General features: G+C 59.0%; 23 protein-coding genes. 11 read left to right on the top strand and 12 right to left on the bottom strand.

The window, feature by feature from the left end:
• Positions 1 to 4 precede the first annotated feature (4 nt).
• A complete protein-coding gene (locus DBP26_RS08585; RefSeq protein ID WP_108236865.1) occupies positions 5 to 679 on the top strand; it encodes a bifunctional 4-hydroxy-2-oxoglutarate aldolase/2-dehydro-3-deoxy-phosphogluconate aldolase in 675 nt (224 codons plus the stop codon).
• Positions 680 to 1,002: 323 nt separating this feature from the next.
• Here the strand turns inward: DBP26_RS08585 and DBP26_RS08590 are convergent, their stop codons facing one another.
• The gene (locus tag DBP26_RS08590) at positions 1,003 to 1,266 is read right to left on the bottom strand and encodes a DUF3820 family protein (RefSeq protein WP_108236866.1); all 264 of its coding nucleotides are present in this window, start codon (positions 1,264 to 1,266) and stop codon (positions 1,003 to 1,005) included.
• Positions 1,267 to 1,497: 231 nt separating this feature from the next.
• Between DBP26_RS08590 and DBP26_RS08595 the strand changes: the two genes are divergently transcribed.
• Positions 1,498 to 1,968 carry a PA2169 family four-helix-bundle protein gene (locus DBP26_RS08595; protein WP_108236867.1) on the top strand — a complete coding sequence of 157 codons (471 nt, stop codon included), beginning with the start codon at positions 1,498 to 1,500 and terminating at the stop codon, positions 1,966 to 1,968.
• 44 nt (positions 1,969 to 2,012) lie between these two features.
• Here the strand turns inward: DBP26_RS08595 and DBP26_RS08600 are convergent, their stop codons facing one another.
• The 11 genes from DBP26_RS08600 to DBP26_RS08650 all read right to left on the bottom strand — a co-directional run bounded on the left by DBP26_RS08600 (position 2,013) and on the right by DBP26_RS08650 (position 10,869).
• Positions 2,013 to 3,536: a sensor domain-containing diguanylate cyclase gene (locus DBP26_RS08600; RefSeq protein WP_256600959.1), complete on the bottom strand. Its 1,524-nt coding sequence runs from the start codon at positions 3,534 to 3,536 to the stop codon at positions 2,013 to 2,015.
• 283 nt (positions 3,537 to 3,819) lie between these two features.
• Positions 3,820 to 4,092, bottom strand: a complete 273-nt coding sequence (locus DBP26_RS08605; protein ID WP_108236868.1) for an HPr family phosphocarrier protein — start codon at positions 4,090 to 4,092, stop codon at positions 3,820 to 3,822.
• Positions 4,093 to 4,108: 16 nt separating this feature from the next.
• Positions 4,109 to 4,966 (bottom strand): RNase adapter RapZ, encoded by an 858-nt coding sequence (gene rapZ, locus DBP26_RS08610; RefSeq protein ID WP_108236869.1) that lies wholly within the window; start codon positions 4,964 to 4,966, stop codon positions 4,109 to 4,111.
• Between the two features lie 2 nt (positions 4,967 to 4,968).
• Entirely contained in the window at positions 4,969 to 5,433 is a 465-nt protein-coding gene (ptsN, locus tag DBP26_RS08615) for a PTS IIA-like nitrogen regulatory protein PtsN (RefSeq protein WP_108236870.1), read from the bottom strand.
• 12 nt (positions 5,434 to 5,445) lie between these two features.
• Positions 5,446 to 5,754, bottom strand: a complete 309-nt coding sequence (raiA, locus tag DBP26_RS08620; protein ID WP_108236871.1) for a ribosome-associated translation inhibitor RaiA — start codon at positions 5,752 to 5,754, stop codon at positions 5,446 to 5,448.
• 75 nt (positions 5,755 to 5,829) lie between these two features.
• Positions 5,830 to 7,332 carry an RNA polymerase factor sigma-54 gene (locus DBP26_RS08625; protein ID WP_108236872.1) on the bottom strand — a complete coding sequence of 501 codons (1,503 nt, stop codon included), beginning with the start codon at positions 7,330 to 7,332 and terminating at the stop codon, positions 5,830 to 5,832.
• 185 nt (positions 7,333 to 7,517) lie between these two features.
• Positions 7,518 to 8,243 carry an LPS export ABC transporter ATP-binding protein gene (gene lptB, locus DBP26_RS08630; RefSeq protein ID WP_108236873.1) on the bottom strand — a complete coding sequence of 242 codons (726 nt, stop codon included), beginning with the start codon at positions 8,241 to 8,243 and terminating at the stop codon, positions 7,518 to 7,520.
• The gene (lptA, locus tag DBP26_RS08635; RefSeq protein ID WP_108236874.1) at positions 8,243 to 8,791 is read right to left on the bottom strand and encodes a lipopolysaccharide transport periplasmic protein LptA; all 549 of its coding nucleotides are present in this window, start codon (positions 8,789 to 8,791) and stop codon (positions 8,243 to 8,245) included. The genes lptB and lptA overlap by 1 nt, the downstream gene beginning before the upstream one ends.
• Entirely contained in the window at positions 8,778 to 9,350 is a 573-nt protein-coding gene (lptC, locus tag DBP26_RS08640; RefSeq protein WP_108236875.1) for an LPS export ABC transporter periplasmic protein LptC, read from the bottom strand. Before lptC ends, lptA begins: the two co-directional genes overlap by 14 nt.
• Before the next feature lie 10 nt (positions 9,351 to 9,360).
• Entirely contained in the window at positions 9,361 to 9,882 is a 522-nt protein-coding gene (locus DBP26_RS08645) for an HAD family hydrolase (RefSeq protein ID WP_108237039.1), read from the bottom strand.
• A 12-nt stretch (positions 9,883 to 9,894) separates the two neighbouring features.
• Positions 9,895 to 10,869 (bottom strand): KpsF/GutQ family sugar-phosphate isomerase, encoded by a 975-nt coding sequence (locus DBP26_RS08650; RefSeq protein ID WP_108236876.1) that lies wholly within the window; start codon positions 10,867 to 10,869, stop codon positions 9,895 to 9,897.
• Between the two features lie 312 nt (positions 10,870 to 11,181).
• On the opposite strand from DBP26_RS08650, the gene DBP26_RS08655 reads away from it, so the two are divergent.
• The 9 genes from DBP26_RS08655 (at position 11,182) to hisD (ending at position 18,140) form a co-directional block, all read left to right on the top strand.
• Complete coding sequence (locus tag DBP26_RS08655; RefSeq protein ID WP_108236877.1) at positions 11,182 to 11,991, top strand: ATP-binding cassette domain-containing protein; 810 nt, start codon at positions 11,182 to 11,184, stop codon at positions 11,989 to 11,991.
• Positions 11,991 to 12,788 (top strand): lipid asymmetry maintenance ABC transporter permease subunit MlaE, encoded by a 798-nt coding sequence (gene mlaE, locus DBP26_RS08660; protein ID WP_108236878.1) that lies wholly within the window; start codon positions 11,991 to 11,993, stop codon positions 12,786 to 12,788. Before DBP26_RS08655 ends, mlaE begins: the two co-directional genes overlap by 1 nt.
• Positions 12,788 to 13,255 carry an outer membrane lipid asymmetry maintenance protein MlaD gene (gene mlaD, locus DBP26_RS08665; RefSeq protein ID WP_108236879.1) on the top strand — a complete coding sequence of 156 codons (468 nt, stop codon included), beginning with the start codon at positions 12,788 to 12,790 and terminating at the stop codon, positions 13,253 to 13,255. Before mlaE ends, mlaD begins: the two co-directional genes overlap by 1 nt.
• Before the next feature lie 11 nt (positions 13,256 to 13,266).
• Positions 13,267 to 13,923 carry an ABC transporter substrate-binding protein gene (locus DBP26_RS08670; protein ID WP_108236880.1) on the top strand — a complete coding sequence of 219 codons (657 nt, stop codon included), beginning with the start codon at positions 13,267 to 13,269 and terminating at the stop codon, positions 13,921 to 13,923.
• On the top strand, positions 13,920 to 14,225 hold the full coding sequence (locus tag DBP26_RS08675; protein WP_108236881.1) for an STAS domain-containing protein: 306 nt from the start codon (positions 13,920 to 13,922) through the stop codon (positions 14,223 to 14,225). Before DBP26_RS08670 ends, DBP26_RS08675 begins: the two co-directional genes overlap by 4 nt.
• Before the next feature lie 114 nt (positions 14,226 to 14,339).
• Positions 14,340 to 14,579, top strand: coding sequence for a BolA family protein (locus DBP26_RS08680; RefSeq protein ID WP_081565357.1), 240 nt, complete (start codon positions 14,340 to 14,342; stop codon positions 14,577 to 14,579).
• Positions 14,580 to 14,602: 23 nt separating this feature from the next.
• On the top strand, positions 14,603 to 15,868 hold the full coding sequence (gene murA / locus DBP26_RS08685) for a UDP-N-acetylglucosamine 1-carboxyvinyltransferase (RefSeq protein ID WP_108236882.1): 1,266 nt from the start codon (positions 14,603 to 14,605) through the stop codon (positions 15,866 to 15,868).
• Positions 15,869 to 16,028: 160 nt separating this feature from the next.
• Positions 16,029 to 16,664: an ATP phosphoribosyltransferase gene (gene hisG / locus DBP26_RS08690; RefSeq protein WP_108236883.1), complete on the top strand. Its 636-nt coding sequence runs from the start codon at positions 16,029 to 16,031 to the stop codon at positions 16,662 to 16,664.
• A 147-nt stretch (positions 16,665 to 16,811) separates the two neighbouring features.
• Positions 16,812 to 18,140, top strand: coding sequence for a histidinol dehydrogenase (hisD, locus tag DBP26_RS08695; protein ID WP_108236884.1), 1,329 nt, complete (start codon positions 16,812 to 16,814; stop codon positions 18,138 to 18,140).

Below are 18,140 nucleotides of genomic sequence, written 5' to 3' on the forward strand. Positions count from 1 at the left end.
CGCCATGGAGAAAAACCCTATGACACAACCGTTGAACAGCATGGCGAGCAAAGTTGCCCAAATCGACGAACTCTGCGCGAAAGCGAAGATTTTGCCGGTCATCACCATCGCGCGTGAGCAGGACGTGCTGCCGCTGGCCGACGCACTGGCGGCGGGCGGTTTGACCGCGCTGGAAATCACCCTGCGCTCCGAATTCGGCCTCAAGGCGATTCGCATCCTGCGCGATGCCCGTCCAGAGCTGTGCGTGGGGGCGGGGACAGTGCTGGATCGACACATGTTGAAAGCTTCCGAGGATGCGGGTTCGCAGTTCATCGTCACGCCCGGCAGCACACAGGATCTGCTGGAGGCGGGTGCGCAAAGCGAATTGCCGCTCCTGCCTGGTATCGCCAGCGCCTCGGAGATCATGATCGGTTACGCGCTGGGCTATCGCCGCTTCAAGCTGTTTCCTGCGGAAATCAGCGGGGGCGTCGGTGCAATCAAGGCGCTGGGTGGCCCGTTCCCGGAAGTGCGTTTTTGCCCCACCGGCGGCGTCAGTGCCGCCAATCTGAAAAGCTACATGGCGCTGCCGAATGTGATGTGCGTGGGGGGTACCTGGATGATCGATAACGCCTGGGTGAAGAACGGTGACTGGGGGCGCATCACCGACGCGACCGCTGAAGCTGTCGCCTTGTTCGGCTGAATCAGTACCCCGTTCGCTGGATTGACCTTCGACAGCTTCCGTTCAAGCAGAAGCTGTTTCAATGACCCCTCGATGGGCGTTACGCAAGAAGTCGTTGTTGCATGGCTATTTAACGGTGTTCCCTTGGTCAGGAGCGCCGTTTTTTTTGCATCGTTCTCGAAAGATTCAAGCGCGATAGATATGTACCGCACCCGGTACCGAGCGCTCCCGTATCTTCAGCACTCCTTGTAGTTGTGTTTCCATGAAGCTCTTTGGCGGCACCGTATTCGTATGCGGTCGCCGCCTTTTTTGTGCTGGGTCTGTGGTCAGGCTCGGGTTCAGGTTCAGGAAAAGCGGATCGGCGTTTTCAGAGGACGTTCTCTCAGCGCTTCGCGAGGGCGGCTGCGCAACGGGTCCAGAAGGGCAGACAGGCCGTTGTGGTCGATTTCATGCATCAACGCGAGCAGGCGACCCAAATCGCCTGCAGGGAACCCCTGACGTGCGAACCAATTCAGGTAATCGCCTGGCAAATCTGCCAAGAGGCGACCTTTATATTTGCCAAAGGGCATTTCCAGACTGACAAGTTGCTTCAGCTTCTCAGCATCCATGACCGCTCCGTCTGTCGCATTAAGTGAACCTCGACGATACGTGCATTCTGCATGTATGCCAATGAGAACATCATGCAGAACGCGATAATCCAATAATTAAACTCGTTTGTAAGTCTATGATAATAAAAGGATTATTGTTTTCTCTCTGAATGGCACGGGCAATGCAACAAGACTTTCATCGAACGTAGATACATCAACTCTTCGATTAACTGCCATAGAGGAACTGCAAAAATGACAGACATCAACAAAGAAGCCATTTCGATTCTCAATGATTTGATCGAGACCAGTAAGGACGGCGAAAAAGGCTTTCATACTGCCGCCGAAGACCTGAAGAATCCGGAAATCAAAGCATATTTCCTGTCTCGCTCGTCCGAATGCGCTTCGGCGGTTCGTGAACTCCAGGCAGAGGTTCGCGCACTGGGTGGTGATCCAGACAATTCGTCGAGCGCCACCGGGACCATTCACCGCCTGTGGGTGGAGCTGAAAGCGGCTGTCACTGGCAAAAGCGACGAAGCAGTGCTCAATGAAGTCGAGCGCGGCGAAGACCACGCCTTGAAAGCCTACAAAGAGGCACGCCAGAAGGCGGGGGAGAAAGCACTGCCTACTAACGTAGTGACCCTGATCGAGCGTCAACTCGTAGGCGTGCAAGCCAATCACGATAAAGTGAAAGCGCTGCGCGACGCCGTACGTAAAGCGAGCTAATCGCTTTAGCGTCCATAAAAAACGCCAGCCCGCCTGGCGTTTTTTTATGGCTGGATCGTTTCGGGCTCGATCGCTGGTTGAGTTTCAACGCGGTTGCGTCCTCTTCGTTTGGCGCGATAGAGCGCGTCGTCTGCTTCAGTAAACAGCTGCGCTTCTTTTTTACTCGAATCCGGTATGCGCGAAGCCACCCCGATGCTGACGGTGACGGCGTGCTGGTCGCCGGCATAAGGCGGCAACACGGCGATGGCTGCCCTGATCGTCTCAGCCAATGCGTGCGCCCCCTTGAGGTCAGTCTCTGGGAGCACCGCGATGAATTCCTCTCCGCCGTACCGAGCGGCAAGGTCCCCCGGACGACGGATGTTGGCCGACAGCGCTTGGGCCACGTTGCGCAAGGCGATATCCCCTCCATGATGACCATGGCGGTCGTTAAATGCCTTGAAGTGGTCCACATCGATCATGAGCAATGACAGCGGCTTACCCGTCCTGGCGCTGCGTGCCCATTCCTGGCGGAGCACACGATCAAGATGGCGACGGTTGGCCAGGCCTGTCAGGCCATCTGTCGCTGCCAGTTCGGCAAGTTCCCGTTCCGCCTTTTGTCGTAACTGCAACTGTTTGCCGAGCAGGTAAGACAGCCAGAGAATTCCCAGGCATAGCAGGCCAGTGGCTCCCGCAACCAACAGCGTGTTGCGCTTCCAGACGGCGTACACCTCAGATTGTGACTGGGCGACGACCACGATCAACGGCAGATCGCCCACTCGTGAGAAGGTATAGAGCCGATGCTCGCCATCCAACTCCGATCGAGCAGCGAAGCTGCCGTTGACCTCTCTGAGAATGCGCCGAAAATTCGTTCGTTCGCTCAAATCCTGGCCGATGAACGTTCGCTCGGTTTGCTCCGGCTCCCGGGCCAGCATCACTCCCTGTGCACTGATCAGGTTGATCGTGCCATGTTGTCCCACGTCCAGCCCTCGGAACAGGCGACTGAAGTACGCCAAACGCATTGATGCGGCCACGATGCCCACGAACTTGCCATTGGATGAAGGAATACGGCGGCTGAAACTGATGCACCAGTCCTTGAACCCCCAGCGAGATTTGAAGGGCCCGGTGACCAGCAAACCAAGGGACGGATTGCTTCTGTGCAGGATGAAACTGGGTCGGTCAGCGAAATTGTCGTGGCGGGGAATGACCGAAATGGAATCGGCAACGATGGTGCCGGTTTCATCCAGGACCACCAAGTCGCCCTTGTAAGGCGCGGCAGTCGAGCGATCAAAGACTATTTGTTGGCGCAACTGCGGTGAAACCGACATCACCTCGGGCTGCTGCCATGTTGCAATCATTCCCTCCAGCGAGGTGTCATACAAGTCGGCATTACGCTGCACGTCCGCATCGATGAGTTGCACCACGTTGTGCGCCGCGCGAACAGCACTGTCGGTTGCGCTCGCGTACTCTCGCGCAAGCAACGAGGTAACGATCGATAAAATCGCTACCACCGCCAGCACGCTGCCCGACATCAACATCTTTTCCGAACGGGACCAAGTCCCTTTGCGCACCAGTTCAGCGGACAGTGTCATCGATTAGCTCTTTGGGGAGGACACCTGGAATATGCTCCGCCCGAGTCTGGAGTCGAGCTGTTGCTCAGGCCTACCAAGATCGAGCTGGGCGATGAGCGACGAGGTGTTTCAAAGCGATGAATTAAAGATCCACCACTTTGAATGATCAAGTATAGGGATCCCAATTTGGCGAATTGATGTGCGAAGGTATGCGGTGGGACACATTCAGACGATGAAGAATCGGCAATAGTGCAGGTTTCAAAGCGTCAAGCGGGGAGGGCGAACAGCTCAAGGGCCACTGGTGTCACTCACCCTCATCGAACCTGTTGTTGATAAGCTCGATCAGGCCCTCCAGGGCAGCCTGCTCGTCTTGTCCCTCGGTCAAAAGGTGAATCTCGGTGCCTTTCCCCGCAGCGAGCATCATGACGGCCATGATGCTTTTGCCGTCGACCATGCTGTCGGGAGAACGGCCGACACGGATCTGGCAAGGGTACTTGCCGGCAACGCCGACGAATTTGGCGGCAGCCCGGGCATGCAAGCCCAGCTTGTTGATGATGGTGATTTGGTGAGCGGGCATCGCGTGAAGGGTCCTTTCAGCTAAGGTCGCGGTGGCGGACCTGAACATTCTTGAGCGATTGCTGCAGCACCTGGCCGAGACGTTCGGTCAGGTAGACGGAGCGGTGGTGCCCGCCGGTGCAGCCAATGGCAATGGTGACGTAAGCTCGATTGCTGGCGGCGAAGCGCGGCAACCATTTGGTCAGATAGGAAGCGATGTCCTGAAACATCTCTTCGACGTCGGGTTGTGCTGCAAGGTAGTCGGCAACCGGCTGATCGAGCCCGGATTGCTCGCGCAATTCGGGTTTCCAGTAGGGATTGGGCAAGCAGCGCACATCGAACACCAAGTCGGCGTCGACCGGCATTCCCCGCTTGAATCCGAACGACTCGATCAGGAAAGCCGTGCCGGGCTCAGGTTTGTTCAGCAGTCGCAACTTCAAGGTGTCGCGCAGCTGATACAGGTTCAGGTGAGTCGTGTCGATGGTCAGGTCGGCGAGGTCGATGATCGGCCCCAGCAGCGTTTTTTCGTCGCGGATGGCCTCGGCCAACGAGCGTGTCGCGTTACTCAGGGGGTGACGGCGACGGGTCTCGGAAAAGCGTTTGAGAAGGGTGGATTCTTCAGCGTCCAGAAACAGCACGTCGCAGCGAATATGTCGGCCGCGGACCTCTTCGAGCATGCGCGGGAAGCGGGTCAAATGGCTCGGCAGGTTGCGCGCGTCTATGGAGACCGCGAGCAGCGGTTCGGCCAGTTCGGTGTTGATCAATGCGCGTTCGGCGAGCTCGGGCAGCAGCCCGGCCGGCAGATTGTCGACGCAGTAGAAACCGCTGTCTTCAAGAACATCGAGGGCCGTACTCTTGCCAGAGCCGGAGCGACCGCTGACGATGATCATGCGCATGATCAGTGGCCGTTCTGGACGTGGAGCACAACGTTGTAGAGCTCATCGCTACTTTTGGCCGCGCGCAGGCTGGCGCGGACGTCGGCGCGATCGAGCATGCTGGCGATCTGGCGCAGCAGCTCCAGATGAGCATCGGTTGCCGCTTCGGGCACGAGCAGGACGAAAAGCAGGTCTACAGGCGCGCCGTCGATGGCATCGAAGTCAACGGGCCGCTCCAGATGGAGCACCGCGCTGACCGGCGCATTGCATCCCTTGAGCCGACAGTGCGGAATGGCGATGCCGTTTCCGAAACCGGTCGAGCCTAGTTTTTCGCGGGCGATGAGGCTTTCGTACACAGTTTCCCAGTCGAACTCGGGCACTTGCTGCCCGATCAGTCTGGCGATCTGTTCCAGTACGGCTTTTTTACTGCCGCCTGGCACGTTCACCAAGGAACGGCCAGGGGTCAGGATGTTTTCAAGTCGGATCATGGATGGGGAGTATCAGCGAGCTGCCGCACCCTTGAGGATGCTTTGCTGCTTTTCCTTATGCTTGAGCAATTGTCTGTCGAGCTTGTCCGTGAGCAGGTCGATCGCCGCGTACATGTCGTCATGTTCCGCAATGGCAACCACCTCTCCACCAGGGATATGCAAGGTGGCCTCGATCTTCTGTTTGAGCTTCTCGACGGCCATCGTCACCTGCACGTTCGTAATCTTGTCAAAGTGCCCTTCGAGCTTCTTCAGCTTCAGCTCGACGTACTCGCGCAGAGGCTTGGTGACTTCCAGTTGGTGTCCACTGATGTTGACTTGCATACAGCTTCTCCTTCGTTGCCAGTGCATTAAGAGGCAGGCTTGGATGCCTGCCACTGGAACGCTGTGGCTGTGGCGTTACATCAGTCGCTTACGTTCGCTCGAAGGCGCTATCCCGAGAGATTCGCGATACTTGGCGACAGTGCGACGGGCCACTTGAATGCCTTGTGCCTCCAGTAAACCAGCGATCTTGCTGTCGCTCAACGGCTTTTTCTGATTTTCCGCGGCAACCAGTTTCTTGATGATCGCGCGGATCGCCGTGGACGAGCATTCACCGCCTTCGGAGGTACTGACGTGACTGGAAAAGAAGTACTTCAGTTCATAGATGCCACGGGGCGTGTGCATGAATTTCTGCGTGGTCACGCGTGAAATCGTCGATTCGTGCATGCCCACCGCTTCTGCGATGTCATGCAGCACCAAGGGTTTCATCGCCTCGTCGCCGTATTCCAGGAAACCCCTCTGATGCTCGACGATCTGGGTCGCCACTTTCATGAGGGTCTCGTTCCGGCTTTGCAGGCTCTTGATGAACCAGCGCGCTTCCTGCAACTGATTGCGCATGAAGGTGTTGTCCGCACTGGTGTCGGCGCGACGCACGAAACCGGCGTACTGAGGATTCACCCGCAGGCGCGGCACTGCCTCCTGGTTGAGTTCGACCAGCCAACGTTCGTTGTCCTTGCGCACGATGACGTCCGGCACGACGTATTCGGCTTCGGTCGACTCGATCTGCGAGCCGGGGCGGGGATTGAGGCTCTGAACCAGCTCGATGACCTGACGCAGGTCGTCTTCCTTGATTTTCATCCGGCGCATCAATTGCGCGTAATCGCGGCTGCCCAGCAAATCGATGTAGTCGCTGACCAGTCGCTGGGCTTCGGCCAACCACTTGGTCTTCACCGGAAGCTGGCGCAATTGCAGCAGCAGGCATTCGCTCAGCGTCCGAGCACCGACGCCAGCCGGTTCGAACTGCTGGATGCGGTGCAGGACGGCTTCGATTTCGTCCAGTTCGATGTCGAGTTCTGGATCGAATGCGTCGAGCAATTCCTCCAGCGACTCGTCCAGATATCCCTGGTTGTTGATGCAGTCGATCAGCGTGACGGCAATCAGGCGGTCGGTGTCGGACATGGGCGCCAGGTTCAACTGCCAGAGCAGATGGCTTTGCAGGCTCTCACCCGCCGAGGTGCGGGTGGTGAAGTCCCACTCATCGTCATCGTTGCTTGGCAGGCTGCTGGCGCTGGTCTGGTAGATGTCTTCCCACGCCGTATCGACGGGCAGTTCGTTGGGAATGCGTTCGCTGTCGCCCCATTCGCCGTCTTCGAGATTGTCGACCGTGGTGGTCGAAGATTCCTGGTATGTCGGTTCTTGAACGTCGGCAGCTGGCTTGGCTTCGACGTTATCGGCCATGGGATCAGCGTTGTCGAAATCGTCGCCTTCTTCCTGGCGTTCCAGCATGGGGTTGGATTCCAATGCCTCCTGGATTTCCTGTTGAAGATCCAGCGTCGACAATTGGAGCAAGCGGATGGCCTGTTGCAGCTGCGGCGTCATCGTCAGCTGCTGGCCCATTCTCAAGACTAGCGAAGGTTTCATGGCAGGGGCTTAATACCTTATTCGCCGGCGCGCTCGCGCCATCCACTACGAGGCGCCGAGGCGCCAAACTAAGCAAATTATATGCCTGAAAGCGGCTCGTTTGCCTAGAGTGTGATGGCAATTAATGCGAGGTTGGCGATGAGCCGCATGCTGCGTTCACTCGCCACCCGCTCGTCATCGGCCTTTTAAAGGCGGAACTCGTGGCCGAGGTACACTTCCTTCACCAATTGGTTGGCAAGGATCGTTTCGGCATCACCCTCTGCGATGAGCTGCCCATCGTTAACGATGTAGGCTGTTTCGCAGATATCGAGCGTTTCACGGACATTGTGATCGGTGATCAGAACGCCGATGCCTTTCGCTTTCAGGTGGTGGATGATCTGCTTGATGTCGCCAACGGAGATAGGGTCGACACCGGCGAAAGGTTCGTCCAGCAGGATGAACTTGGGGGAGGTGGCCAAGGCCCGTGCAATTTCCACACGGCGGCGCTCACCACCCGACAGGCTCATGCCCAGGTTGTCGCGGATGTGGGTGATGTGAAATTCCTGAAGCAGGCTTTCCAGCTCCTTGCGACGCCCGGCGCGGTCGAGGTCCTTGCGGGTCTCGAGGATGGCCATGATGTTGTCCGAGACCGACAGCTTGCGGAAGATCGAGGCTTCCTGCGGCAGATAGCCGATACCGGCGCGGGCGCGACCGTGCATGGGCTGATGGCTCACATCCTGATCGTCGATCAGCACGCGGCCCTGATCGGCCTGCACCAGGCCGACGATCATGTAGAAGCAGGTCGTCTTGCCTGCGCCGTTCGGCCCCAGGAGGCCAACGATCTGGCCGCTGTCGATGGACAGGCTGACGTCACGGACGACCTGGCGAGCCTTGTAGGACTTGGCCAGGTGTTGGGCTTTCAGCGTTGCCATTACTGGGCCTTCTGCTGGTCGGTTTTCTTTTTCGGCTGGATCACCATGTCGACGCGAGGGCGCGATTCGGTGACCTTGCTGCCGTTGGCGCGGCCGGCGCTCGCCAGCTTGCGCACGGTGTCATAGACAATCTTCTCGCCCTGGGTGGTGTTGTTGTCCTTGTCGACAACCTTGGCCTTGTCGATCAGCACGACCCGGTTTTGCGGAGCATGGTACTGAATCGTTACGCCCCAGCCCTGAACAGGTTTCGGATCACCTGCCGTCTGCAGCTGTTCGAAATACGCAAGGTTACCCACGGAAGTCACGACGTCGATGTCGCCCGCCGGAGTGCGCGTCATGGTCACCTTGTTGCCGGTGACCTTCATCGAGCCTTGGGTAATGATCACATTCCCGGTGTAGGTGGCGATGCCTTGTTTATCATCCAGCTGGGCGTCGTCGGCCTGGATACGGATAGGCTGATCCTGATCGTTCGGCAGAGCCCAGGCGCTCACGCTTCCCAGTGCTGCGCCCAAGCCGAGCAAAATAGGGAGGGTTTTAAGGAGCCTCATACTGTCCTCTTGCATTCGATAGCAGGTGAATCCTGCTTTCTTTTAGATAGGCCTTCATACCCGTACCGGTGCTCACGCCGTTAAATCCGTCGATTCTAACGGGTTGCGCGGTTTCCGCATATTGCTTCTGAGGGAAGACGGTCATGCGGGTGCTGGTGATGATCGTGGTGCGGTTCTTTTCGTCGGTGCGGTTGATGCGCACATCGTCGATCAGCTCGACGTGGTCGCCGCCAGGTGAGACTTCAGCGCGCACGCTTTTCACATGCCACGGAAATTCCGTTCCGCGGTACATCGCCAGGACAGGCGTCGTCATCAGTGTCACGTCAGTGGCCTTGAGGTGCTCCACCTTGTCCGCCGTCAGGTCGTACTGGACCGAGCCGTCTTCCAGGTACTGGATGCTGTGGGCGTTCGTCGCATAGTAGTCGATCGCGCTTTCGTCCACGGCCGGCTTGGGTTGGTCCATGAAGCTTTCCGGGCTGATGTTCCAGTAGCCCGCCGCTGCAAGCAGTGCGGCAAGGACACCGAATGTCAGAAATGTACGAATCCGTTTACTCAGCATAATTGCACTTCTATAGGTAGGCGGCGTGGGCCGCTTCGAGGTTGCCCTGAGCGCTCAGGATCAACTCGCAGAATTCCCGGGCAGCGCCTTCGCCGCCGCGTGCCTGGGTGACGCCGTCCGCATGTTCGCGGACGAAGCCGGCCGCGTTGGCAACCGCCATGCCCAGACCGACGCGGCGAATCACCGGCAGGTCCGGCAGATCATCGCCCAGGTAGGCCACCTGTTCGTAGCTCAGGTTCAATTGCTCGAGCAGTTCATCGAGCACCACCAACTTGTCTTCGCGGCCCTGATAAAGGTGCGCGATGCCCAGGTTCTTGGCGCGGCGCTCCACGACAGGCGTCTTGCGTCCGCTGATGATAGCGGTAGTCACGCCGGAATTGATCAGCATCTTGATACCCTGACCATCCAGTGTGTTGAACGTCTTGAATTCACTGCCATCTTCAAGGAAGTACAGGCGGCCGTCCGTCAGGACGCCGTCGACATCGAAGACAGCCAGTTTGATTTTCTTTCCGCGTTGCATCAGTTCGTTCATTTCGTCACTCACTTACATGACTCCCGCGCGCAGCAAATCCTGAAGGTTGAAGGCGCCGATAGGGTGGTCGTTCTCATCGACCACGATCAAGGCGCCGATCTTGTTGTCTTCCATGATCTTCAAGGCTTCGGCTGCGAGCATTTCCTGATGCACCGTCTTGCCATGGACGGTCATCACCTCGTCGATGGACGCGTTGCGGAGGTCGATGTCGCGATCCAGTGTGCGGCGCAGATCGCCGTCGGTGAAGATCCCGGCCAGACGACCATCCGCTTCGAGAATGGCCGTCATGCCAAGGCCCTTGCGGGTCATTTCCATCAGCGAGTCGCGCAGCAGCGTGCCCCGGGCGACTTTTGGCAGCGCGTCCCCCGTGTGCATGACGTGCTCGACCTTCAGCAGCAGGCGCCTACCCAGCGCGCCGCCCGGGTGCGAGAAGGCGAAGTCCTCGGCGGTAAAGCCGCGAGCGTCGAGCAGTGCCACGGCCAGCGCATCGCCCATGACCAGCGCTGCGGTGGTCGACGATGTGGGTGCCAGGTTCAGCGGGCAGGCCTCTTTCTCCACGCGTGCGTTGAGGTTGACGTCTGCGGCCTTGGCCAGAGCGGATTCGGGGTTGCCGGTCAGGCTGATAAGCTGGATGCCCAGGCGTTTGATCAGTGGCAACAGCGTCACGATTTCGGCAGTCGTGCCTGAATTGGACAAGGCCAGAATGATGTCCTCGCCGGTGATCATGCCCATGTCGCCGTGGCTGGCCTCGGCAGGGTGCACGAAGAAGGCAGGGGTACCCGTGCTGGCCAGGGTGGCGGCGATTTTCTTGCCGATGTGCCCGGACTTGCCCATGCCGACGACCACCACCCGGCCCTTGCTGGCGAGAATCATCTCGCAGGCACTGACGAAGTCCGCGTCAATGTGCGCGAGCAGACTTTCGACCGCTTCGATTTCGAGACGGATGGTGCACTGGGCGGATTGGATCAGGTCGCGAGGGTTGGTCATGTCTGAAAAGGGTCGGTCGGGTGAAAAGGCGGCGATTATAGCGACAATGTTGAAAACCCTCACGCCTCATCGCAGTTCTTTGTTTATCGAAACGACTGTTCCTTCAGCGCTTGTCACCCAATTGCGCTGACGTTGGAAGGAAATTTCCACGGGCCATGAAATATTTCGCTGAAATTACAACTGACCAAGTTGGCGCTTGGGCGGCGTACGACAGCGGTGTTATAGTCCGCGGCTTGTTCGGCCCCTCCAGGCGGAGTGTCGATCGAATACGACGCGATCTCTGAGAGGCAGGCTGCATCGCAAGGAGTTTAGATGAGCGCCGATAACGCCTACGCGGTCGAGCTGAAGGGAGTGTCCTTCAAGCGCGGCACGCGCAGCATCTTCAATAATGTGGATATCCGCATCCCCCGGGGCAAGGTCACCGGCATCATGGGGCCGTCGGGCAGTGGTAAGACCACCCTGCTGCGATTGATGGGCGCACAGCTGCGTCCCAGTGCCGGCGAGGTCTGGGTCAATGGCCAGAACCTGCCGAAGTTGTCGCGCAGCGATCTGTTCGATGCGCGCAAACAGATGGGCGTCCTCTTTCAGAGCGGTGCACTGTTCACCGATCTCGATGTTTTTGAAAACGTCGCGTTTCCCCTGCGCGTGCACACCCAGCTTCCGGAAGACATGATTCGCGACATCGTGCTGCTGAAATTGCAGGCGGTGGGGCTGCGCGGTGCCGTCGAGTTGATGCCCGACGAACTGTCGGGCGGCATGAAGCGCCGGGTCGCGCTGGCGCGCGCCATCGCTCTCGATCCGCAGATTCTCATGTATGACGAACCCTTCGTGGGCCAGGACCCGATCGCCATGGGGGTGCTGGTTCGGTTGATTCGCCTGCTCAACGATGCGCTGGGCATCACCAGTGTCGTCGTCTCTCACGATCTGGCCGAAACCGCGAGCATTGCAGACTATCTCTATGTGGTCGGCGACGGTCAGGTTCTGGGGCAGGGAACGCCGCAGGAATTGATGCAGTCGGATAACCCGCGCATTCGCCAGTTCATGACAGGGGATCCAGACGGCCCTGTACCTTTTCACTATCCGGCGCCGGATTTTCGCGAAGATCTTTTGGGGAAGCGCTGATGCGCAGAAAGTCGTTGATGGATCGCGTTCGCCTGATGGGGCGATCCGCGATCGATATTGTTGCAGTACTGGGGCGTTCGGGCCTGTTTCTGGCTCACGCCTTGCTGGGGCGGGGCGGTATCGGCGGTGGCTTCCAGTTGCTGGTTCGCCAGCTTTACTCGGTGGGGGTGATGTCCCTGGCGATCATTGTCGTCTCCGGCATTTTCATCGGCATGGTGCTGGCGTTGCAGGGCTTCAGTATTCTGGCCAAGTACGGCTCGGAGCAGGCCGTCGGGCAAATGGTCGCGCTGACCCTTTTGCGTGAGCTGGGGCCTGTGGTCACTGCCTTGCTGTTCGCAGGTCGCGCCGGGTCGGCGCTGACGGCGGAAATCGGCAACATGAAATCCACCGAGCAGTTGTCGAGCCTTGAGATGATCGGTGTCGATCCGCTGAAATACATCGTGGCGCCTCGGCTATGGGCAGGCTTCATCTCCTTGCCGGTGCTCGCGCTGATTTTCAGCGTCGTCGGCATCTGGGGCGGTTCGTGGGTCGCCGTCGATTGGCTGGGCGTCTACGAAGGTTCGTTCTGGGCCAACATGCAGAACAGCGTTTCTTTTCCCAACGACGTCATCAACGGTGTCATCAAAAGCGTTGTCTTCGCTTTCGTGGTCACCTGGATTGCCGTTTTCCAAGGCTATGACTGCGAGCCCACCTCCGAGGGGATCAGTCGCGCCACGACCAAGACCGTGGTCTATGCCTCTTTGGCCGTACTGGGCCTGGACTTTATTCTGACCGCCTTGATGTTTGGAGACTTCTGATGCAAAACCGCGCCCTCGAAACCGGTGTCGGCCTGTTCCTGCTGGCCGGTATCCTGGCTCTGCTCTTGCTGGCCCTGCGCGTCAGCGGTCTGAGCGCCAGCACGACCACTGACAGCTATAAACTTTATGCAAATTTCGACAATATCGCCGGTTTGACTGTCAGAGCGAAGGTGACCATGGCCGGTGTGACCATCGGCAAGGTCACAGCGATCGATCTGGACCACGATACTTTTACGGGCCGTGTGACCATGGAAGTCGACAAGCGGGTCAACAACCTGCCGTCCGACTCCACCGCTTCGATCCTCACCGCAGGCCTGCTGGGCGAAAAGTACGTCGGCATCAGCGTAGGTGGGGACGACCAGTTGCTAAAGGATGGCGGTACGATTCATGACACCCAGTCGTCGTTGGTACTCGAGGACCTGATCGGCAAATTCCTGCTCAACTCTGTGGGTAAAGACGCCAAATGAGGAGTTTTTTCATGATCTCGATTCTGCGCCGTGGCCTTCTGGTGCTGCTGGCTGCTCTGCCTCTGTTTGCCAACGCGGCTGCCAGCCTGTCCTCCGCCCATGACCTGGTGGACAACACCACCAAGCAATTGCTGGCGGATCTGGCTGCCAACAAAGAAAGTTACAAGACCAACCCGCAGGCCTTTTATGACGCGCTCAATGGAATCGTCGGTCCGGTGATCGATGCCGACGGCATCTCCAAGAGCATCATGACCGTCAAGTACTCGCGTAACGCCACACCGGCACAGATGCAGCGCTTCCAGGAAAACTTCAAGCGCAGCCTGATCCAGTTCTATGGCAATGCGCTGCTGGAGTACAACAACCAGGGCATTACCGTTGGCTCGGCGCGTGACGACGGCTCTGATCGTGCTTCGGTCGACATGTCGGTCAAGGGCAACAACGGCGCGGTGTACCCCGTTTCTTACACCCTCGTGAAGATCAACGATAACTGGAAAGTGCGTAACGTGATCATCAACGGCATCAACATCGGCAAACTGTTCCGTGACCAGTTTGCCGATGCGATGCAGCGCAATGGCAACAACCTGGACAAGACCATCGATGGCTGGGCCGGTGAGGTCGCCAAGGCCAAGGATGCCACTGAAAACTCGCCTGACAAGGTCGTCAAATGAGTGAGGCATGTGTCACCGCGGTCGGCGGCGGCGAATTGAAGTTGTTCGGCATCCTGGACTATCGCACCGCTCCCGCCTTGCGCAAGCAGGGCGCCGAACTGATCAAGGCCAGTGATTCGCCTTCCGTGGTGCTCGATTGCTCGGCGGTGGAGAAATCGAGCAGCGTAGGGCTGGCCCTGCTTCTGGCCTTCATGCGCGATGCTCAGGCAGCGGGCAAATCGGCTAGCGTTCGTGCACTGCCGGGAGACATGAGAGAAATCGCACAGGTATCGGGTGTCACCGAGCTGTTCGAACAACATTGATCGCCGTCATCGCTCAAGCCCCTCGTCCGGCTCCTGCAAAGCAGGGTTCGCAACGAGAGGGCTTTTTTGTATGATGGCCGACCCGCGCGCGTAGGGCGCCGATTGAGGTTAAGCATGCAGGCCGTAGAAGTTAAGAGCTTCCTTGAAGGTAAGCTGCCAGAGGTCCAGGTCGAAGTTGAAGGCGAAGGCTGCAACTTCCAGCTGAACGTGATCAGCGATGAGCTGGCTACACTGAGTCCAGTCAAGCGCCAGCAGCAGATCTACACGCATTTGAACCCTTGGATCGCCGATGGCAGCATCCATGCGGTCACCATGAAATTTTTCAGCCGCGCGGCTTGGGCCGAGCGCACCTGAGCCACGTTGGCGTCGAGATCCCAATGGACAAACTGATTATTACTGGCGGCATTCGCCTCGATGGCGAAATCCGCATTTCCGGGGCGAAGAACTCTGCCCTGCCGATTCTCGCAGCCACCTTGCTGGCTGATGGTCCCGTCACCGTCGCCAACCTGCCGCACCTGCACGACATCACGACCATGATCGAGCTGTTCGGTCGCATGGGCATCGAGCCCATCATCGATGAGAAGCTCAGCGTTGAAATCGACCCCCGCACCATCAAGACCCTGGTCGCACCGTACGAACTGGTGAAAACCATGCGTGCGTCGATTCTGGTCCTGGGGCCGATGGTTGCGCGCTTCGGTGAGGCCGAAGTCGCCTTGCCGGGTGGCTGTGCCATCGGTTCGCGTCCTGTCGACCTGCACATTCGCGGGCTTGAAGCCATGGGCGCGATCATTGAAGTCGAAGGCGGGTACATCAAGGCCAAGGCGCCGGAAGGCGGGCTGCGTGGCGCTCATTTCTTCTTCGATACCGTAAGCGTCACGGGCACTGAGAACATCATGATGGCCGCCGCGCTGGCAAAAGGGCGCAGCGTCCTGCAGAACGCCGCCCGCGAGCCGGAAGTCGTCGATCTGGCGAACTTCATCAACGCCATGGGCGGCAAGGTCTCCGGCGCCGGTACCGACACCATCACCATCGAAGGTGTCGAGCGCTTGGGTCGGGCGACGTATCGCGTCATGCCTGACCGGATCGAGACCGGCACCTATCTGGTCGCCGCTGCCGTGACCGGCGGTCGCGTCAAGGTCAAGGATACCGATCCGACCATTCTCGAAGCGGTGCTGGAAAAGCTGCGTGAAGCTGGAGCAGAAATCACTACCGGCGAAGACTGGATCGAGCTGAACATGCACGGCAAGCGTCCGAAGGCCGTAAACCTGCGAACCGCCCCGTACCCGGCGTTTCCGACCGACATGCAGGCACAGTTCATCTCACTGAACGCCATTGCCGAAGGCACGGGCGCGATCATCGAAACGATTTTCGAAAACCGTTTCATGCATGTCTATGAAATGCACCGCATGGGCGCGCAGATCCAGGTCGAAGGCAACACTGCGATCGTCACCGGTTGCGATAAGCTCAAAGGCGCACCGGTCATGGCCACCGACCTGCGTGCTTCGGCCAGCCTGGTGCTGTCGGCGCTGGTCGCCCAAGGCGATACGCTGATCGACCGCATCTACCATATCGACCGCGGCTACGAATGCATCGAAGAGAAGCTGCAGATGCTGGGTGCGAAGATCCGTCGCGTACCGGGCTAGCGGTGAGTGGTCCGTGGCGGTTCGCGCCGTGCGAACGGCCACGGGCTGATTGAAAGTTCGACCTTTTGAATCGTTTCGCTTCGGCCCTTCCCAGGTTCGAAGAGTGTCGGGCGCCACTTGCGACCCGACATGCGCATGCTGATAAGGACTGACGTTTTCCATGTTGACCATCGCACTGTCCAAGGGCCGGATCCTTGACGACACCTTGCCGCTTCTCGCTGCTGCGGGCATCGTGCCGACCGAGAACCCGGACAAGAGCCGCAAGTTGATTATCCCGACGACTCAGGATGACGTGCGTCTGCTGATTGTCCGGGCCACCGATGTGCCGACCTACGTCGAGCATGGTGCGGCGGATTTGGGTGTGGCAGGCAAGGATGTCCTCATGGAATATGGCGGGCAGGGTCTTTACGAGCCGCTGGACCTGCAAATTGCCAAGTGCAAGTTGATGACTGCCGGTGCGGTTGGCGCCGTGGAGCCGAAAGGCCGACTGCGTGTGGCCACCAAATTCGTCAATGTCGCCAAGCGTTATTATGCCGAGCAGGGGCGTCAGGTCGACATCATCAAGCTGTACGGTTCGATGGAATTGGCACCCCTGGTCGGGCTGGCCGACAAGATCATCGACGTCGTCGACACGGGCAACACCTTGCGTGCCAATGGTCTTGAGCCCCAGGATCTGATCGCGACCATCAGCTCGCGCCTGGTGGTGAACAAGGCCTCGATGAAAATGCAACACGCGCGTATCCAGTCGTTGATCGATACGCTTCGCACTGCCGTGGAGTCGCGACACCGCGGCTGACTGTCTGGCGCAACGGCTTCGAACGTTGCGCCCAGCTATCCGCGTCATAGCCAAATTTCTCAGGTGCCTGCGCGGATGGCTTGGTAGCTTAGGCTCCTGCCTTTGCTCAAGGCTCCTGAGAAAACGCCATTTATAGAGGCTCACGCTATGACCAGTCCCAATACCCTTCGCCGACTCGACGCTGCTGATCCGGATTTCGCTCGACATCTGGCTCATCTGCTGAGCTGGGAGAGTGTGTCCGACGACGCGGTCAACCAGCGTGTGCTCGATATCATCAAAAATGTCCGCGAGCGCGGCGACGCAGCGGTGGTGGAGTACACCCAGCGCTTCGACGGCCTGAGCGCGCAGTCGATGGCCGACCTGATCCTGCCCCGCGAGCGTCTGGAACTGGCGCTGACCCGTGTCACCCCTGCACAGCGCCAAGCGCTTGAAAAAGCAGCCGAGCGCGTACGCAGCTACCACGAGCGCCAAAAGCAGGATTCCTGGAGCTACACCGAAGCCGATGGGACCGTGTTGGGCCAGAAGGTCACGCCGTTGGACCGTGCAGGCCTCTACGTGCCGGGCGGCAAGGCCTCCTATCCGTCCTCTGTGCTGATGAACGCGATTCCGGCCAAGGTGGCTGGCGTCGGTGAGGTGGTGATGGTGGTGCCGACGCCCCGTGGCGAGGTCAACGAGTTGGTGCTGGCCGCGGCCTGCATCGCCGGTGTCGATCGCGTCTTCACGATTGGCGGTGCTCAGGCGGTTGCAGCGCTGGCGTATGGCACGGAAAGCGTCCCGCAGGTGGACAAAGTGGTCGGGCCGGGCAATATCTACGTCGCCACTGCCAAACGCCATGTCTTCGGGCAGGTCGGCATCGACATGATCGCAGGGCCCTCCGAAATTCTGGTGGTGTGCGACGGCCAGACCGATCCGGACTGGATCGCCATGGACTTGTTCTCTCAGGCAGAGCACGACGAGGACGCCCAGGCGATTCTGGTCAGCCCTGATGCCGATTTCCTCGACCGGGTGGCCGCCAGCATCAGCAAACTGATGCCGACCATGGAACGTGCCGACATCATCCAGACGTCCATCACCGGGCGCGGCGCGCTCATCAAGGTGGCCGACATGGCCCAGGCCATCGAAGTCGCCAATCGTATCGCACCCGAACACCTGGAATTGTCAGTGGCGGACCCACAGGCCTGGCTGCCGCAGATTCGTCATGCCGGCGCGATTTTCATGGGGCGCCACACGTCCGAAGCCTTGGGCGACTACTGCGCTGGCCCGAACCACGTCTTGCCCACTTCCGGCACCGCGCGCTTCTCATCGCCGCTGGGCGTCTACGATTTCCAGAAGCGTTCCTCGATCATTTTCTGTTCGGAACAAGGCGCGTCGGAACTGGGCAAGACCGCCTCGGTGCTGGCACGTGGCGAGTCATTGACCGCCCATGCACGCAGCGCTGAATACCGAATCGTCGACACACCTCAGGAAGGCCGTTGA

This window comes from Pseudomonas sp. RIT409, from assembly GCF_003052515.2.
Lineage (GTDB): Bacteria > Pseudomonadota > Gammaproteobacteria > Pseudomonadales > Pseudomonadaceae > Aquipseudomonas.

Bases quoted from the DNA above. Each gene is read 5' to 3' on its own strand.
- mlaD (WP_108236879.1), top strand. From the start codon at position 12,788: ATGCAAAACCGCGCCCTCGAAACCGGTGTCGGCCTGTTCCTGCTGGCC.
- DBP26_RS08675 (WP_108236881.1), top strand. From the start codon at position 13,920: ATGAGTGAGGCATGTGTCACCGCGGTCGGCGGCGGCGAATTGAAGTTG.
- murA (WP_108236882.1), top strand. From the start codon at position 14,603: ATGGACAAACTGATTATTACTGGCGGCATTCGCCTCGATGGCGAAATC.
- DBP26_RS08655 (WP_108236877.1), top strand. From the start codon at position 11,182: ATGAGCGCCGATAACGCCTACGCGGTCGAGCTGAAGGGAGTGTCCTTC.
- lptC (WP_108236875.1), bottom strand. From the start codon at position 9,350: ATGCTGAGTAAACGGATTCGTACATTTCTGACATTCGGTGTCCTTGCC.
- rapZ (WP_108236869.1), bottom strand. From the start codon at position 4,966: ATGCGCATGATCATCGTCAGCGGTCGCTCCGGCTCTGGCAAGAGTACG.
- DBP26_RS08605 (WP_108236868.1), bottom strand. From the start codon at position 4,092: ATGCCCGCTCACCAAATCACCATCATCAACAAGCTGGGCTTGCATGCC.
- DBP26_RS08650 (WP_108236876.1), bottom strand. From the start codon at position 10,869: ATGACCAACCCTCGCGACCTGATCCAATCCGCCCAGTGCACCATCCGT.
- DBP26_RS08590 (WP_108236866.1), bottom strand. From the start codon at position 1,266: ATGGATGCTGAGAAGCTGAAGCAACTTGTCAGTCTGGAAATGCCCTTT.
- DBP26_RS08600 (WP_256600959.1), bottom strand. From the start codon at position 3,536: ATGACACTGTCCGCTGAACTGGTGCGCAAAGGGACTTGGTCCCGTTCG.
- DBP26_RS08585 (WP_108236865.1), top strand. From the start codon at position 5: ATGGAGAAAAACCCTATGACACAACCGTTGAACAGCATGGCGAGCAAA.
- DBP26_RS08680 (WP_081565357.1), top strand. From the start codon at position 14,340: ATGCAGGCCGTAGAAGTTAAGAGCTTCCTTGAAGGTAAGCTGCCAGAG.
- DBP26_RS08595 (WP_108236867.1), top strand. From the start codon at position 1,498: ATGACAGACATCAACAAAGAAGCCATTTCGATTCTCAATGATTTGATC.
- ptsN (WP_108236870.1), bottom strand. From the start codon at position 5,433: ATGATCCGACTTGAAAACATCCTGACCCCTGGCCGTTCCTTGGTGAAC.
- lptB (WP_108236873.1), bottom strand. From the start codon at position 8,243: ATGGCAACGCTGAAAGCCCAACACCTGGCCAAGTCCTACAAGGCTCGC.
- raiA (WP_108236871.1), bottom strand. From the start codon at position 5,754: ATGCAAGTCAACATCAGTGGACACCAACTGGAAGTCACCAAGCCTCTG.
- DBP26_RS08645 (WP_108237039.1), bottom strand. From the start codon at position 9,882: ATGAACGAACTGATGCAACGCGGAAAGAAAATCAAACTGGCTGTCTTC.
- mlaE (WP_108236878.1), top strand. From the start codon at position 11,991: ATGCGCAGAAAGTCGTTGATGGATCGCGTTCGCCTGATGGGGCGATCC.
- hisD (WP_108236884.1), top strand. From the start codon at position 16,812: ATGACCAGTCCCAATACCCTTCGCCGACTCGACGCTGCTGATCCGGAT.
- DBP26_RS08670 (WP_108236880.1), top strand. From the start codon at position 13,267: ATGATCTCGATTCTGCGCCGTGGCCTTCTGGTGCTGCTGGCTGCTCTG.
- DBP26_RS08625 (WP_108236872.1), bottom strand. From the start codon at position 7,332: ATGAAACCTTCGCTAGTCTTGAGAATGGGCCAGCAGCTGACGATGACG.
- lptA (WP_108236874.1), bottom strand. From the start codon at position 8,791: ATGAGGCTCCTTAAAACCCTCCCTATTTTGCTCGGCTTGGGCGCAGCA.
- hisG (WP_108236883.1), top strand. From the start codon at position 16,029: ATGTTGACCATCGCACTGTCCAAGGGCCGGATCCTTGACGACACCTTG.